The 16,085-nt window shown below is 33.4% G+C and carries 15 protein-coding genes; all 15 read left to right on the top strand.

Annotation, left to right across the window (positions count from 1 at the left end):
* The first annotated feature begins 43 nt into the window (after positions 1-43).
* The 15 genes from BSF41_RS20765 to BSF41_RS20695 all read left to right on the top strand — a co-directional run bounded on the left by BSF41_RS20765 (position 44) and on the right by BSF41_RS20695 (position 16,067).
* Positions 44-1,057 carry a MoxR family ATPase gene (locus BSF41_RS20765; protein ID WP_095931413.1) on the top strand — a complete coding sequence of 338 codons (1,014 nt, stop codon included), beginning with the start codon at positions 44-46 and terminating at the stop codon, positions 1,055-1,057.
* Between the two features lie 122 nt (positions 1,058-1,179).
* Positions 1,180-2,511 carry a DUF58 domain-containing protein gene (locus tag BSF41_RS20760; protein ID WP_095931412.1) on the top strand — a complete coding sequence of 444 codons (1,332 nt, stop codon included), beginning with the start codon at positions 1,180-1,182 and terminating at the stop codon, positions 2,509-2,511.
* A 59-nt stretch (positions 2,512-2,570) separates the two neighbouring features.
* On the top strand, positions 2,571-2,873 hold the full coding sequence (locus tag BSF41_RS20755; protein WP_095931411.1) for a hypothetical protein: 303 nt from the start codon (positions 2,571-2,573) through the stop codon (positions 2,871-2,873).
* Positions 2,874-2,884: 11 nt separating this feature from the next.
* On the top strand, positions 2,885-3,970 hold the full coding sequence (locus BSF41_RS20750) for a phosphoglyceromutase (RefSeq protein ID WP_095931410.1): 1,086 nt from the start codon (positions 2,885-2,887) through the stop codon (positions 3,968-3,970).
* A gap of 113 nt (positions 3,971-4,083) precedes the next feature.
* Positions 4,084-4,872, top strand: a complete 789-nt coding sequence (locus BSF41_RS20745; RefSeq protein ID WP_095931409.1) for an RNA methyltransferase — start codon at positions 4,084-4,086, stop codon at positions 4,870-4,872.
* 205 nt (positions 4,873-5,077) lie between these two features.
* Positions 5,078-7,297, top strand: a complete 2,220-nt coding sequence (locus BSF41_RS20740) for a bifunctional (p)ppGpp synthetase/guanosine-3',5'-bis(diphosphate) 3'-pyrophosphohydrolase (RefSeq protein ID WP_095931408.1) — start codon at positions 5,078-5,080, stop codon at positions 7,295-7,297.
* A gap of 17 nt (positions 7,298-7,314) precedes the next feature.
* Positions 7,315-7,863, top strand: coding sequence for a hypothetical protein (locus BSF41_RS20735; protein WP_253251867.1), 549 nt, complete (start codon positions 7,315-7,317; stop codon positions 7,861-7,863).
* 173 nt (positions 7,864-8,036) lie between these two features.
* Positions 8,037-8,501, top strand: a complete 465-nt coding sequence (locus BSF41_RS20730; protein WP_008462215.1) for a Fur family transcriptional regulator — start codon at positions 8,037-8,039, stop codon at positions 8,499-8,501.
* A 100-nt stretch (positions 8,502-8,601) separates the two neighbouring features.
* Entirely contained in the window at positions 8,602-9,873 is a 1,272-nt protein-coding gene (locus tag BSF41_RS20725; protein WP_095931407.1) for an adenylosuccinate synthase, read from the top strand.
* A 56-nt stretch (positions 9,874-9,929) separates the two neighbouring features.
* Complete coding sequence (locus BSF41_RS20720) at positions 9,930-10,514, top strand: NUDIX domain-containing protein (RefSeq protein ID WP_095931406.1); 585 nt, start codon at positions 9,930-9,932, stop codon at positions 10,512-10,514.
* Positions 10,515-10,552: 38 nt separating this feature from the next.
* Positions 10,553-12,043 carry a S41 family peptidase gene (locus tag BSF41_RS20715; RefSeq protein WP_095931405.1) on the top strand — a complete coding sequence of 497 codons (1,491 nt, stop codon included), beginning with the start codon at positions 10,553-10,555 and terminating at the stop codon, positions 12,041-12,043.
* Between the two features lie 20 nt (positions 12,044-12,063).
* Entirely contained in the window at positions 12,064-12,870 is an 807-nt protein-coding gene (locus tag BSF41_RS20710; RefSeq protein ID WP_095931404.1) for a DUF4261 domain-containing protein, read from the top strand.
* A 154-nt stretch (positions 12,871-13,024) separates the two neighbouring features.
* The gene (locus BSF41_RS20705) at positions 13,025-13,909 is read left to right on the top strand and encodes a L,D-transpeptidase (RefSeq protein WP_095931403.1); all 885 of its coding nucleotides are present in this window, start codon (positions 13,025-13,027) and stop codon (positions 13,907-13,909) included.
* Positions 13,910-14,208: 299 nt separating this feature from the next.
* Positions 14,209-14,799, top strand: a complete 591-nt coding sequence (locus BSF41_RS20700) for a TetR/AcrR family transcriptional regulator (RefSeq protein ID WP_095931402.1) — start codon at positions 14,209-14,211, stop codon at positions 14,797-14,799.
* Positions 14,800-14,927: 128 nt separating this feature from the next.
* Complete coding sequence (locus tag BSF41_RS20695; RefSeq protein WP_095931401.1) at positions 14,928-16,067, top strand: NAD(P)/FAD-dependent oxidoreductase; 1,140 nt, start codon at positions 14,928-14,930, stop codon at positions 16,065-16,067.
* Positions 16,068-16,085 lie beyond the last annotated feature (18 nt).

Genomic DNA, 16,085 nt, shown 5'->3' with positions numbered 1-16,085 from the left:
TCCCTTAAATCAGTGGTTAAAAAAAATAAAAACAGACCAAATTATGGACGACATCAATACAACATCAGGCGAAATCACAAACGAAAATGTGAATTTTGAAACGAGAATTAACTTAGCGCCTCTTTTAGAACACGTAAACACGATTAAGAAAGAAATAGAAACTGTAATTGTTGGTCAGCACAAAATGGTTGATCAGCTTTTGGTAGCTATTTTATCAAACGGTCACGTTCTTTTAGAAGGTGTCCCTGGAGTTGCCAAAACAATTACGGCAAAATTATTGGCTAAAACTTTAAATATTGGTTTCAGTAGAATCCAGTTTACTCCCGATTTAATGCCTTCTGATATTTTAGGAACATCAATTTTTAATCTGAAAAACTCAGAATTTGAATTCAAAAAAGGGCCAATTTTTTCTAATTTGATTTTAATTGACGAGATCAATCGTGCTCCTGCAAAAACACAGGCTGCACTTTTTGAAGTTATGGAAGAACGCCAAATTACAATTGACGGATCTGCTTATCAATTAGAAGCTCCGTTTTTGGTAATTGCAACTCAGAATCCAGTAGAACAAGAAGGAACATATCGTTTGCCTGAAGCGCAATTGGACCGTTTTCTTTTTAAAATTACGATTGATTATCCAAAATTGAATGAGGAGATTTTAATTATCCAAAGAGAACATTCTTTACAAGATCACGGAAAACTAGATGCCATCAAAACAATTCTTTCTGGAGAGGAAATCAAAGGATATCAAGCTTTGGTAAAACAAATTAGAGTAGAACAAAATTTACTGGAATACATTGCCCGAATTGTAGTAAATACGCGCGAAAATGCCTTTTTATATTTAGGAGCGTCGCCTCGTGCTTCAATTGCTATTTTGAATGCCTCAAAAGGTTTTGCTGCAATCCGCGGACGCGATTTTGTTACGCCTGAAGACATTAAAGAAGCGGCAATTCCAGTTTTACAACACCGTGTAATTGTTGCGCCAGAACGTGAAATGGAAGGAATTACAAGCTCTGAAATCATTAAACAGATTATCGAAACAGTAGAAATTCCGAGATAATTATCAATTGTCAATTATTAATTATTCGTCTCCCTGAGCAAAGTCAAAGGGCGCACAAGGCTTCGACTTCGCTCAGCCTGACAAAGCGAAACTTGAAACTTGAAACCTGAAACAACAAAAAGATGAAATTCATAAAAAGCCTATATCTAAATAATTTCTTTTTCTATGTGCTAATAGGCATTATAGGATTGTTTATCTGTGCCTTTATTTTTCCAAATATGTACAATGCAGTTTGGTTGTTGGTTTTAGGTTTGGTTACTTTTTTAGGGCTTGATATTTTACTTTTATATTTATCCCGAACAGGACTTGAAGCAGAAAGAATTACACCCGAAAAATTATCAAACGGAGATTTAAATCCAATTACAATAAATCTTAAAAATCATTATACTTTTCCTATTTCGGTGAAGATTATTGATGAAATTCCGTTTCAATTTCAGATTCGCGACTTCAAAATAAAAAAAACAATAAAAGCGGCCACACAAAAAGAAATTGGTTACGATCTTCGTCCAACAGAACGCGGAGAATACCATTTCGGTTCTTTAAACATTTACGTTTCTTCGCCTTTAAGACTTATTTCTAGAAGATTTTCTTTTGATAATAATCAAATGGTTCCGACCTATCCTTCTTATATTCAATTAAGAAAATACGATCTGATTGCTTTTTCAAACAATTTATTTCAATACGGAATCAAAAAAATACGCCGAATTGGCCACACAATGGAGTTTGAGCAGATTAAAGAATATGTTCAAGGCGACGATTTAAGAACCCTGAACTGGAAAGCGACTGCAAAAAGAAATTCGCTGATGGTCAATCAGTTTCAAGATGAAAAATCGCAATCGGTTTATATGGCAATCGATAAAGGCCGCGTCATGCAAATGCCTTTTGACGGATTAAGTTTATTGGATTACGCAATTAATTCTTCCTTGGTTTTATCGAATGTGATTCTGAAAAAACAAGATAAAGCAGGTCTTTTTTCTTTTTCTAAAAAAGTAGAAAATCGAGTTTTTGCTGAAAGAAGAGGCTCGCAAATGCAGAAAATTCTTGAAACGCTATACAATGTAAAAACGGATTTCTTTGAAAGCGATTACAGCCGATTGTATGTAGACATTAAAAAAAACATCAATCAGAGAAGTTTAATTATTCTGTATACCAACTTTGAAACAATGGATGGTTTAAATCGTCAATTGCCTTATTTAAAAGGAATTGCTAAAAGCCATTTACTGGTTGTGGTTTTCTTTCAAAATACAGAATTGAATTCCATCATCAATAAAAAGACAGCAACAATTCAGGAAGTTTACGACAAAGTTATCGCGGAAAAATTCATGTTCGAAAAACGACTGATCGTAAATGAATTGAAGAAATACGGAATCCATTCGGTATTGACACAGCCAGAAAATCTTACGCTTGACGCAATAAATAAGTATTTAGAGATTAAGTCGAGAGGAATTTTATAAAAGTGTGAAATGTTTTTTGTGAAATGTAAAATGATTCTTGAATTAAAAATTGAATTTTTATGAATAAATCCGAAATTTATATTTTTACATATATTGTTCAATTCAGAGAAGGAACCTACTGCACTCAGGTCAGTGCCACAAATGTTGAAGAATCAATGAAAAAATGGGTAGAAAAGATAAATGATGAAAAAAAAGAAATAAAATATTTAGGCAAAAAAACACTTGAAGATTTAGAGCATCAAATTAATCTTAACGAATTCCCTCCTACTCAATTAAGAGGATTAAAAAATATTTGGTTTTTATATTTTACCACTAAATCTGGCTCTTTTTCTATAAATATTGTAAAAACTTCTAATCTTTAAAAAATTAAACTATGAAAAAGATAATTGTAGCAGTATTCGTTTTCATCAGTATTGTGTTGCAAGCCCAAAAAACAGAAAACATCATTATTATCACTACAGATGGTTTTAGGTGGCAGGAAGTTTTTAAAGGAATTGATCCTGCGATTGCCAATAACAAAAAATTCAATCAAGGGGACAGCGCTTACATTTATAAAAAATATAGTGATGCTGACGTCAAAGAAGCTCGTAAAAAGCTAATGCCTTTTTTCTGGTCTGAAATCGCTTCGAAAGGTCAGATTTATGGAAATAGAGATTTAGGAAATAAAGTTGATGTAGCCAATCCGTACTGGTTTAGTTATCCTGGTTATAGCGAAATTATGACTGGTAATGTAGATTTAAAAGTCAATTCAAACAGCTATAAAGCCAATCCTAATGTGAATGTTTTGGAATTTTTAAATCAGCAGTCTAAACTGAAAGGAAAAGTTGCCGCTTTTGGCGCGTGGGATGCTTTTGACCGAATTTTAAATGAAGAAAGAAGCGGATTTCCGGTAATTTCAGCCTTTGACAAAGTGGGCGGAAACAAACCAACAGCAGCTCAGCATTTGTTAAATGAAATGCGTGACAATTCATATAAACCATTTCACATGGATGAATGCCTAGATGTCTTTACGCATTATCAAGCTTTAGATGAATTGAAAACTAAAAAACCAAAAGTACTTTATATTGCATACGGCGAAACCGATGAATGGGCACATCACGCACAATATAGTTCGTATCTGGATGCTGCCAATCAAGTCGATAAATGGATTCAGGAAATCTGGAATTTTGTTCAAAATGATCCGCAATACAAAAACAAAACAACTCTTTTCATAACAGTCGATCACGGACGCGGTGACAAAGTAAAAGCGCAATGGACAGATCACGGTTCTGATGTTCCAGGTGCTTCAGAAATTTGGTTTGCCGCAATGGGACCCGAAATTGCTCCAAAAGGCGAAATCAAGACAAATTCTCAACTTTATCAAAAACAATTTGCTCAAACCATCGCAAAACTTCTAGGTTATACTTTCAAAACAGATCATCCTGTTGATGAAGAAGTAAAAGAAGTTTTTGAGAAATAATTTTTTTCTGCCACGAAAGAAACTTTATTGCTATACCTACAAGGTTTTAAAAACCTTGCAGGAAGAAAAAAACTCTGTACCTTTGCCCCTCTGCAACTTTGAGCCTTAAAAAAATGAAACAAATCACTTCAATTCAAAATCCGTTTATCAAATCTTTGGTTTTACTTCAAGAAAAATCCAAAGCCAGAAAACAAACCGGAACATTTTTAATTGAAGGGCAACGCGAAATTTCATTAGCCATAAAAGGCGGTTACGAAATCGAAACGGTTTTGTTTTTACCAGAATTAGTTTCTGAATCGGAAATCAATAAACTAATTCAAAATTCTTTTCAAATTATAGAAATCAATAAAGAGGTTTACCAAAAATTGGCGTATCGTGATACTACAGAAGGAATTTTAGCTGTTGCGAGAACCAAATCATTAAAATTATCAGATTTAAAATTATCAGATAATCCATTGATTTTAGTGGTAGAATCTTTAGAAAAACCAGGAAATATTGGTGCCGTTTTACGAACTGCAGATGCAGCCAATTTAGACGCTGTTTTAATCGCCAATCCGAAAAGCGATTTATACAATCCGAATATTGTACGTTCGAGCGTTGGATGTCTTTTTACCAACCAAATCGCAACAGGAACATCTGAGGAAATTATTGCTTTTTTGAAAGAAAAAAAGATTAATTTCTACAGCGCAACTTTACAAAATTCGACTTCTTATCATACTCAAAACTACACTACACCAACCGCTTTGGTCGTTGGTACAGAAGCAACTGGTTTAACTCAGCAATGGCGTGACGAAGCAACTCAAAACATTATTATCCCAATGCAAGGAGAAATCGACAGCATGAATGTTTCTGTCGCAGCTGCAATCTTAATTTTCGAAGCTAAAAGACAAAGAGGGTTTTGATTTTAGATTTTAGATTTTAGATTTTAGATTTTAGATTTTAGATTTTAGATTTTAGATTTTCTAAAAGTCGCTTCGCTCTTTTTTGGAATTTGGGATTTAAAAAATTTGGAATTTTACCTAAAATCGTCACTCTAAAATCTACAATTTGCAAAGCCTTGCGTATGTTCAAACTAATTCTTATTTTTAGTACTTGAACTATGCCGTTATGACAGAAATAGATATTGAAAAAGAAAACAAAGCTATTGCGCAGGAATACAAAGAATTACTCCGAATAAGTTACCAAACTTTAAGCCCAACAGACAAAAAATTAATTCGAAAAGCTTTTGATGTTGCCGTTGATGCCCACAAAGAACAGAGACGTAAATCGGGCGAAGCGTATATCTTTCATCCTATTGCAGTTGCAAAAATTGTTGCCTCAGAAATTGGTCTGGGAGCGACCTCTATCGCCGCGGCCTTATTGCACGATGTTGTTGAAGACACTCCTGTAACTGTTGATGAAATAGAACGCCTATTTAATCCGAAAGTAGCACAGCTTGTTGAAGGTTTAACAAAGATTTCATTAGTCCAAAAAGATTTGAATGCTTCAATGCAGGCTGAGAATTTCAGAAAAATGATTCTGACCTTAAACGATGATGTTCGTGTAATTTTGATCAAATTGGCCGATCGTTTGCATAATATGCAAACCATGGATTCGATGGCGGAATACAAACAAACCAAAATTGCTTCTGAAACTCTATATATTTATGCTCCTCTAGCCCACCGTTTGGGACTTTACAACATTAAAACCAAACTCGAAGATTTAGGATTAAAATACACAGAACCGGCAGTTTACAATGACATTGTAAGCAAAATTCGTGAAACAAAAGAAGAACAAGATGCTTATATCAAAGATATTTCAGATGTTTTAAAGAAATCTTTAGATAGCGAAGGTGTAGACTATATCATCAAAGGAAGACCAAAATCTATTTATTCTATTCGTCGAAAAATGCGTGCGCAAAACGTAACTTTTGACGAAGTTTATGACAAATTCGCCCTTAGAATTGTATACAAAGCCGATCCGCATGAAGAAAAATTCATTGCCTGGAAAATATATTCTATCGTAACAGATCATTATCGCCCTAGCCCTAGCCGTTTGCGCGACTGGATTTCATCGCCAAAATCAACTGGTTATGAAGCGCTTCACATTACTGTAATGGGGCCAAAAGGACGCTGGGTTGAAGTTCAAGTTCGAAGCGAACGTATGGACGAAATCGCCGAAAAAGGTTACGCAGCACATTACAAATATAAAAACGGCGCAACAGAAGAAAGCGGTCTGGACGTGTGGTTAAATTTACTTCGTGAAGCTTTAGAAAATCCGGAAACTAATGCAGTAGATTTTGTGGAAGATTTTAAAATGAATTTATATTCAAAAGAAATCTTCATCTTTACTCCAAAAGGAGAAATCAAATCGTTGCCAAAAGGCGCGACTTCTCTTGATTTTGCTTTCAGCATTCACTCTGAAATCGGAATTAAAACTCGCGGAACTCGTGTAAACGGACGACTAGTTCCATTAAACTACGAATTAAAAAGTGGTGACCAGGTTGAAGTAATTACTTCTCCAAACCAAAAACCAACCGTAAACTGGCTAGAATATGTAACGACTTCAAGAGCTAAAAATAAAATTAAAAACGTTCTTAACGAGAACACTAAAAAGATTGCAGAAGAAGGAAAAGAATTACTTGTTAGAAAACTAAAACATCTAAAAGTTACATTTAACGAACAGGTAACAAACGAGTTAGTTAACTTCTTTAAACTAAAAACAAGTTTAGATTTATTTTATAGAGTTGGAATTGGCGCAATCGAAAATCAGCAATTAAAAGATTTTGCGGCGCAGAAAAGCAATTCGTTTATCAATTTCTTTAAAAATAAAATTAAACGAACAAAAGATACCGCAGATGAGGATATTCACAAACCAGTCATTAGCAGTAACTATGACATGCTGGTTTTTGGAACCGAACATGATAAATTAGACTATAAACTTTCGCAATGCTGTAATCCAATTCCTGGTGATGATGTTTTTGGTTTTGTTACCATTAACGAGGGAATAAAAGTGCATAAAAAAGACTGTCCGAATGCGATTGGAATGCAGTCGAATTACGCTTACAGAATTATGAGTGCCAAGTGGATTGATTCTTCGCAAGAGGAATTCAAAGCCATTATCAATATTACAGGAATGGATGTTTTAGGACTTACCAACCAATTGACAAAAGTAATTTCGAACAATATGAGCGTAAATATTCAAAGTATTTCGCTTAGTACCGATGCTGGAATTTTCCACGGACAAGTTGCCGTAATTGTTAAAAACAATACGATTTTGAAAAAAATGATTAGCGCCATCAAGAAAATTGATGGAGTTGATAAGGTTACTAGAGAGTATAGAACTTAAACTAATGAATATTAATCATGGAAAATCAATCCTTAGAAATTCCTAAAATAGAATTTGATGAAAATGGAGAGCTTTTAATTACGGCATCTGAATCTTCATCAAAAAACGATTTTGATTTTTTTCAAGGAAAATCTATTATTCGAAACAGAAAATTAAAATCCAGATTGACGAATTGCGATGAGTGGATTGAATTTCCTTCAACACAGGAGATGTACAAGATTTTAAATGGAATTGGAAACATTGATAATTTTCTAGCCACTTTTGATGGAGAGCCTTTTGAAGGTATGACAGTAAGATTATTTAATCCGATAACAAAATTGTGGAGCATATACTGGTCAGATTCTACTACGGGAACATTAGACAAACCTGTAGTTGGTTCTTTTGAAAATAAAGTTGGGCATTTTTTTTCTAAAGATGTTTTTGATGAAAAACCAGTTATTCAAGTATTCCGATGGGATGCTCGAGACGAAAAGAATCCTGTCTGGAGCCAAGCAATGTCTGATGATAAAAAACTTGGGAATGGAACTGGTATATGTATATGTCGAAATCAAGTTAACCATTGTTAGTTTTTTCATAAATTAAAAAAATTATGTTAATTAAGCTAAATTAACCTTTGAAAATATTTTTAACGTAAAAGCCTGTATTTAGTGCATTATAACTAATCAAAAACAAGTTTAAACGTTAAACTTTAAACCCGAAACTTTTATTCATTAAAAATAAAAAATTATCTTTGCCGGATATGACACTTATTTCAACTGACAACACTAAGAATCAAGAAATTGTAAAAAATGTTTTTACACTATATCTTGAACAAAAAGGGCATCGCAAAACTCCTGAGCGTTATGCTATACTTCAGGAAATTTACGATAGCGAGGAGCATTTTGATATAGAGAACCTTTACATCAAAATGAAAAACAAAAACTATCGTGTAAGTAGAGCTACTTTATACAACACGATCGAGTTATTGTTGGACTGCGCTTTGGTTAGAAAACATCAATTTGGACAAAATCAGGCTTACTACGAAAAATCATATTTTGATAAACAGCACGATCATATCATTATGACAGATTCTGGTGAGGTAATCGAATTTTGTGATCCAAGAATTCAAACCATCAAAAAAACTATCGAAGAAATTTTTGATATTGAAATTACAAATCACTCGCTTTATTTCTACGGAAACAAAAAGCAAAACTCAAATTCATAGTCTTTTCAAATTAGACTTTTCGAAAAAAAATAAAAAAAAATAAAATTAACTACATAATCAGTAGGGCAACTTAGATTGTCTCAACGCAAATTAAAACAGAATGACCGTAGATTTATTACTAGGATTACAATGGGGAGATGAAGGTAAAGGAAAAATTGTTGATGTACTTACCTCAAATTACGATATTATTGCACGTTTCCAAGGAGGACCAAATGCAGGACATACTCTAGAATTTGACGGAATTAAACACGTACTAAGAACAATTCCTTCTGGAATTTTTCATAAAAACTCGGTAAATATCATCGGAAATGGTGTTGTAATTGATCCAGTAGTTTTTCAAAAAGAAATTGAAGGTTTAGAAAAATTCAACCTTGACATCAAGAAGAAATTAATCATTTCTAGAAAAGCACACTTAATTTTACCAACTCACCGTTTGCTTGACGCTGCTTCTGAAGCTTCTAAAGGAAAGGCTAAAATTGGTTCTACTCTTAAAGGAATTGGACCAACTTATATGGACAAGACTGGTAGAAATGGTTTACGTGTTGGAGATATTGAATTAGAAGATTTCAAAGAGCGTTACAGAGCTTTGGCTGATAAACATGAAGCAATGATTGCTTTTTATGATGTTGCTATTCAATATAATTTAGCTGAATTAGAAAAAGAATTCTTTGAAGCTATTGAAGAATTAAAAAAATTAGATTTCATTGATAGTGAAGAATACATGCACCAAGCTCAAAAAGCTGGAAAATCTATTCTTTGCGAAGGTGCTCAAGGATCTTTATTAGATGTTGATTTCGGAACTTATCCTTTCGTAACTTCATCAAATACTACTGCAGCTGGAGCTTGTACTGGTTTAGGAATTGCCCCTAACAAAATCAAAGAAGTATACGGAATTTTTAAAGCTTATGTTACACGTGTAGGTAGCGGACCTTTCCCAACTGAACTTTTTGACGAAGTTGGTGCTACGATGGCAAAAGTGGGTAACGAATTTGGTTCTGTAACAGGAAGACAGAGACGTTGCGGATGGTTAGACCTTGTTGCTTTAAAATATGCCGTTCAAGTTAACGGAGTTACTCAGTTAATGATGATGAAAGGTGATGTACTTTCTGGTTTCGAAACTTTAAAAGTTTGTACGGAATACAACTACAAAGGACAAAACATTTCTCACTTTCCTTACAACATTGAGCCAGAAAATGTTACTCCGGTTTACAAAGAGTTTAAAGGATGGAAACAAGATTTAACTGGATTGACAACTTATGATCAATTGCCAATTGAGCTAAAAGAATATATTGAGTTTATTGAGAAAGAAATCGAAGTGCCAATCAAAATTGTATCGGTTGGTCCAGATAGAAAGCAAACAATAACAAAATAATACATCTAAACGCTCTGATAATCAGGGCGTTTTTTTTTTATGAAATAATTTTCCAAATGAGAAAGAATCCAGAAATCGAAATAACAGACACCAAATTATTATCAGATAATTGGTATATATTGAACAAAGTAACTTTTAACTACAAAAAGGAAAACGAAAAAACAGAATCACATATTCGTGAAGTTTATGATCGCGGAAATGGTGCTGGGATATTATTATACAATACCGCAAAAAAAACAGTCATCTTAACGAGACAATTTCGTCTTCCGACTTATCTTAACGGAAACAAAACTGGAATGATGATTGAGGTTTGCGCAGGACTTTTAGACAAAGACAATGCTGAACAAGCTATTATTCGCGAAACAGAAGAAGAAACTGGCTATCGTTTAAGCAAAGTCCAAAAAGTAATCGAAACGTATATGTCTCCAGGTTCTGTAACCGAAATTTTATATCTTTTTGTGGGCGAATACAACGAAAACATGAAAGTAAGCGAAGGCGGCGGATTGGATGCCGAACAGGAAAACATAGAAGTTTTAGAATTTACTTTTGATGAAGCTTATGCCATGATCGAATCTGGGGAAATTTCAGATGCTAAAACGATTATGCTTTTGCAACACGCTAAAATAAAAGGATTAATTTAATTTTTTTTGAGTATTTTAGATTAACCAAACAGTCTAAAATGCTCAAATTTAAAATAGTATTCTTTTTCTGCTTTCCGATTTTATTATTCTCTCAAAAAGAAAAATTATCGGCTGAAAAACTAAAACAAGATCTTACCGTTTTTAGAGAAATAAGGGAAAAAGTCAATTCAGGACTTTATAAATACAGAACAAAGCAACAGATTGACAGTATTTATACTTGGGCTTTTTCAACAGTAAAACAACCGCAGACACTGCTGGATTTTTATAAGATCATTTTAAAAATCAGCGATTTTGAAGGCAGTGTACACAACAATACTTCTCTTCCTGATGCCTTTAAAAAACGTACATTAGGAAAAGTATTTTTTCCGTTTCCGGTAAAATTAATCAACAATAAAATTGTCATTAATTTAAAAAATGCTGAAATCCCTCTTGGTTCCGAAATTTTAAGTATTAACGGAATTAAAAGCGATAAAATACTGCTTGATTTATCTAAATATTACACCACAGACGGCTTTAATAAGTCTGGAAAATCTATTGGAATTAATAGCTCTTTTTCAAGATATTTAGAAATGGAATATGGAAGTAAAGAAACGTATTTTGTGGAATATTCCCTTCCAAACGAAAATCAAAAACAATCCAAAAGCATAGTTGGAGTTTCGGCCGAAGAACGAAAAGAAAACTTTAAAAATCGTCATTCTTTTCCTAGCGACAGCTTGCAATACGGCAAAAGCAAGAACAAATATTCCTTTAAAACGATTTCTCCAAATACGGCATTACTTGCCGTTCATTCTTTTAACATTGGAGGAAATGCAAAAGCCAAAGAACATCAGGTTTATAAAAAATACCTTGACAGTTGCTTTCAAATGCTTTCAGCACATCCAGAAATCAAAAATTTAATTGTAGACATTCGAAATAATGGCGGAGGAACGGATCCGAATGATCTTTTGACCTTTTCTTATTTGACTCAAAAAACGTTTCGTGAAAATTCAGATGCCTACATCAATTTTCAGAAAATTCCATTTCTTGAGTATTTTGTTTACGAAGAAACAGATCCAGCAAAAAAATTGGAAGAGAAAAAAGATTTTGAAGACGAGCTTAAAGAAGAATATCCAACATTAAAAGGCAAAATATACTCTCAGGATCAAAAATTCAATCCAGTACTACAGCCTGATAAAAACAATTTCAAAGGTCAGATTTATCTACTTATAAGTCCGCGTGTCGCTTCTGCTGGATCATTATTTGCCGCTTTAGTAGCTGGAAACACAAATGCCATAACAATTGGCGAAGAAACCATGGGCGGTTATTACGGACATAACGGCCACACTCCTATCGAATATGAATTACCGAATACAAAAATCAAAACGCAGTTTTCTATTGTAAATCTAGAACAAGATGTTCCTAAAAAAGCAAATCAAATTTTTGGAAGAGGAATAATTCCGGATCATGAAATTTTACAGACTTTTGATGATTTTATGAAAAATAGAGATACTCAATTGGAATATACTTTGAAACAAATCGAACAAAAATAACTTAACCTAAAACCTAAATCATGGGATTATTTGACCTATTCAAGAAAAAAGAAACTCCGCAGAAAAAAGAAACTCCTCAAAAAGATGAAAAAGGGGTATTACTTGCAATGCCTTTGTTTAATAACAACGAAAGTTACAGTATAGACCGCGTAATCGATAACCTGAAAAATTTCTGGGGATTATCTATTGTCAATTTTTCAGGAAATGATACTTCTGCTGTTTTTAAATTGGATAATGAATTAGTAGCTATAGCTTACGTGCCCGCACAAATTCCTGGCGAAGAACTTTCGACAACCATTCAATATGCATACAATTGGCATACTGCAGGAGAAGATTTAAAAAACTATACGGGACATGCAATCGTTTCTGTTATGTCTTCGCAGGGAAGTCAAGTAGAACGATATAGCCTTTTAAGCAAATTATTATGCTCTATTCTTGCCACTTCAAATTCAATAGGCGTTTATCAAGGAAAACAAACCCTTTTGATACCTAGAGATCAATATTTAGAAAACATTCCTGATTTACAACAAGGAAAATCTCCTGTCCAAGTATGGATTTATATTGGCATCAAAACCTCTGAGCAAGGAAACTACATATATACTTATGGATTGCCTGAATTTGAAAAACAAGAAATGGAAGTCTTACAATCGCCTTTGGAGCTGCCAGAACTCTTTAATTTCTTTACTAGCATTATTTCATATGTTATTAATAGTGATGTTACATTGAGAAACGGAGAAACTTTAGGATATACTGAAGACCAGAAAATAAAAATTACAGCCTCGAAAGGATTTTTTGTGGAAGGGCAAACTTTAAGATTAGAAGTATAATCTCTTCAATAACAGAATCTAAAAAACAATTTTGTTTTATACGAGTTCTTTTCTTTCATCAATTTAAAATGAAAATCCCGAAACCTATTCCAAAAATTATGTAACCCTTTTCAGCTATCATAATCATAACTTTATATTCATAAAAATACGACCTATGAAAAAGTTATATTACACAGCAAACGCCCTACTTTTATTAATGTTAGTCTTATTAGGTTCTTGCAAAAAAACCGATACGATAACATTGACTGAAAACAAAAAAGAGAAAAAGAAAGTAATTGAATATAAAAAACCAGAAACCGTTTCTTACCAAGTTGAAAAAACAAAAGAATGGCTGAAACTCAATGAAGCTGATAGCTCAAAAATGGATATTGTTTATGCTTTAAACCGAACTGATAAGGCTAATTTCAAAAAACTGGATTCTGTTGTTATTCCAGCAGATTTTAGCGGGGATTTGGTTTATTATCTTCCGTTCCCAATTCATGTTTCGGCTTTAGAGGAGGTTTCAAAAATTATTCTTTTTTCTTATCCAACCCAAACTTTTGCGGCTTATGAAAATGGTGAATTAGTTAGAACAGGGCCAACAAATATGGGAAGAAAAAAAGATCCGACTCCAACAGGATTATTTTTCACGAATTGGAAAGCAGAAAAAACAACCAGTACTTTTAATGACGAATGGGATTTAAAATGGAATTTTAATATCGAAAATAAATTAGGGGTTGGCTTTCACGAATATGATTTGCCTGGATATCCTGCTTCTCATTCTTGTTTGAGATTATTAGAAAAAGATGCTAAATACCTTTACAAATTTGCCGACGAATGGATTCTGAAGGACAAAGAAAATGTAAAAGTAAAAGGTACGCCTGTAATCGTTTTTGGAAGCTATAATTTTGATGGACCAAAACCGTGGCTTCAATTGGCTTCAGATCCAGAAGTTTTAAATATCTCTCAAAGCGATATTGAAAATACTGTAAAACCCTATTTAAAAGAAATCTTAGAAAATCAAAACCTAAGAGAAGCCGATCCCACAAAAACTTTATAAAATATACTATAAATAAAAGAATCAGCTGAAATGATATACTATCGTTTCAGCTTTTTTTTGTTTGCTTTTAAACCTAAAATTTGGCTAAAGCCCTTCTCTTTGTCCTTTCTTAAACCTCCAACTTTAGCTGGAGGCAATTCACACTTTCAAGTCTTTAGCCTCTGCCTCTTTGCACCTTTGAACCTAAATAAAAAAACTCAGAACCTCAGCACCTTAAAACTTTAGCATCTCAAAAAAAGTCATAAATAAGCGATCGTTCATTTATTATTTATATCTTTGCATCATAATTAGTTAGAATTATGAGAACTAGAGATACAAATAAAGAAGAAATTGTAAAGCAAAAAGCAATAGAAATGATCGTTGCACAAGGTGTAGAAGGCTTTGGAATGAATCGTCTGGCTAAAGAATGCGGCGTTTCTGTAGCAACACTTTACATTTATTATTCGGATAAAGAAGATTTGATTCGCAAAATTGGAATTGAAATCGGTCAAAATTTCTTTGAAAAGATGTTTGATGGTTTCGCTACAAATATGTCTTTTAGAGAAGGATTACGAAATCAATGGGAAAATCGTATTTATTTCAATCTAAATTTTCCACTACAAACTACCTGTTTTGAACTTTTAAGACATTCTACTCACGGCGATGCAATCCTACAAGAAGCAACAGGAAAGTACAAGCAAATGATGACTGAATTTATGGTTTTGGCAATTGAGCGAAAAGAGCTCATTTCTGTCCCTTATGAAGTATTTTGGAGTATTGCTTACGGCTCACTTTATTCTCTTTTAGAATTTCATAGAGATGGAAAATCAATGTCTGGAAAATCTTTCGTTCTTAATGACAAGATTAAAAATGAAGCTTTTAACCTTGTTTTAAAAGCATTAACTCCCTGATTAAAATTCAACAGCAATAGCAATTTCAATAACAATAGCAATTTCAATAGCAATTTCAATAGCAATAGCAATAGCAATTTCAATAGCAATATCAATAACAGATTTAAATACAATATAATTTCAATAAAATGGAAACTTCAATTATAGAAAATAAAAAAATTGCCATTATTGGCGGTGGGCCTGTTGGACTAACCACTGCAAGAATTTTACAAATTAATGGTGCAGATGTTACGGTTTATGAAAGAGACATTAATGCACAAGCGCGAACATCTGGAGGAACTTTGGACATTCATTCTGATTCTGGTCAATTTGCGATTCAGAAAGCGGGTTTAATGGAGGAATTTAAAAAATACGCACGACCAACTGGAGAGAAAATGGCTGATATGAACGGAAATATTACTTCTGACGAAATGCCTGATGAGACTAATGCTTTTTCACGCCCAGAAATTGACCGTAACGATCTTCGAAAAATTATGCTGGAGAATCTAACCGAAAATACAGTAGTTTGGGATAGCCAACTAATTAATATTGAAAAACTTGAAGACCAATATGTTTTAGAATTCAAAAATGGCACAACAGCAACTGCCGATTTTGTAATCGTTGCAAATGGCGGAAGATCGAATGCTAGAAAATTTGTGAGCGATCAAGAACCTCAGCTTTCTGGAACTTATATTATTCAAGGAGAAATTGTGAATCCTGATCAAGATTATCCAGAATTTAAACCAAAATACGGAAACGGAAATGTGATGGCAATGGGAGAACACAAAATGTTTTACACCCATACCATGCGCGACGGTTCTGTTCATTTTGGAGTTTCTTTTAAAGCCGGTGAAGATTGGGTTTCGAACCACGGAATCAATTTTGAAGATGATCAATCTGTTATTTCTTTTTTGAATGAAACTTTTGAAAACTGGGGAGAGGATTACAAAAAATTCTTTGCCGCTTCTACGGAGTTTTCTGGTTTGCCTTTAAGATTGTTTTCTTTGGAAGAATCTTGGAAAGAACATTCAAATCTTACACTTGTTGGCGACGCAGCCCATTTAATGCCTCCATTTGCAGGCGAAGGTGTAAATATGGGCTTGTTTGATGCTTTCCATTTAACCCAAAATTTAACCAACGGAAAATTTAAAACAATTGATGAAGCAATCGCTGATTACGAGAAAAAAATGTTCGGTTATGCATTAGAAGCACAGCGTATGACAAAGAAAATGGAAGATTTACTTCATTCAGATATTGTGGCTGAAGATATTTTGAATAGTAGGTTTTAAAAAAAATGAGTTTTTTCA

It is taken from the genome of Flavobacterium sp. ACN2 (assembly GCF_002303885.1).
Classification (GTDB): domain Bacteria; phylum Bacteroidota; class Bacteroidia; order Flavobacteriales; family Flavobacteriaceae; genus Flavobacterium.
This window is presented reverse-complemented; position numbering and strand designations above follow the sequence as displayed.

Coding starts and splice junctions, on each gene's coding strand:
- BSF41_RS20705 (WP_095931403.1), top strand. CDS start 13,025: ATGAAAAAGTTATATTACACAGCAAACGCCCTACTTTTATTAATGTTA.
- BSF41_RS20720 (WP_095931406.1), top strand. CDS start 9,930: ATGAGAAAGAATCCAGAAATCGAAATAACAGACACCAAATTATTATCA.
- BSF41_RS20755 (WP_095931411.1), top strand. CDS start 2,571: ATGAATAAATCCGAAATTTATATTTTTACATATATTGTTCAATTCAGA.
- BSF41_RS20765 (WP_095931413.1), top strand. CDS start 44: ATGGACGACATCAATACAACATCAGGCGAAATCACAAACGAAAATGTG.
- BSF41_RS20715 (WP_095931405.1), top strand. CDS start 10,553: ATGCTCAAATTTAAAATAGTATTCTTTTTCTGCTTTCCGATTTTATTA.
- BSF41_RS20730 (WP_008462215.1), top strand. CDS start 8,037: ATGACACTTATTTCAACTGACAACACTAAGAATCAAGAAATTGTAAAA.
- BSF41_RS20760 (WP_095931412.1), top strand. CDS start 1,180: ATGAAATTCATAAAAAGCCTATATCTAAATAATTTCTTTTTCTATGTG.
- BSF41_RS20695 (WP_095931401.1), top strand. CDS start 14,928: ATGGAAACTTCAATTATAGAAAATAAAAAAATTGCCATTATTGGCGGT.
- BSF41_RS20735 (WP_253251867.1), top strand. CDS start 7,315: ATGGAAAATCAATCCTTAGAAATTCCTAAAATAGAATTTGATGAAAAT.
- BSF41_RS20750 (WP_095931410.1), top strand. CDS start 2,885: ATGAAAAAGATAATTGTAGCAGTATTCGTTTTCATCAGTATTGTGTTG.
- BSF41_RS20710 (WP_095931404.1), top strand. CDS start 12,064: ATGGGATTATTTGACCTATTCAAGAAAAAAGAAACTCCGCAGAAAAAA.
- BSF41_RS20700 (WP_095931402.1), top strand. CDS start 14,209: ATGAGAACTAGAGATACAAATAAAGAAGAAATTGTAAAGCAAAAAGCA.
- BSF41_RS20745 (WP_095931409.1), top strand. CDS start 4,084: ATGAAACAAATCACTTCAATTCAAAATCCGTTTATCAAATCTTTGGTT.
- BSF41_RS20725 (WP_095931407.1), top strand. CDS start 8,602: ATGACCGTAGATTTATTACTAGGATTACAATGGGGAGATGAAGGTAAA.
- BSF41_RS20740 (WP_095931408.1), top strand. CDS start 5,078: ATGACAGAAATAGATATTGAAAAAGAAAACAAAGCTATTGCGCAGGAA.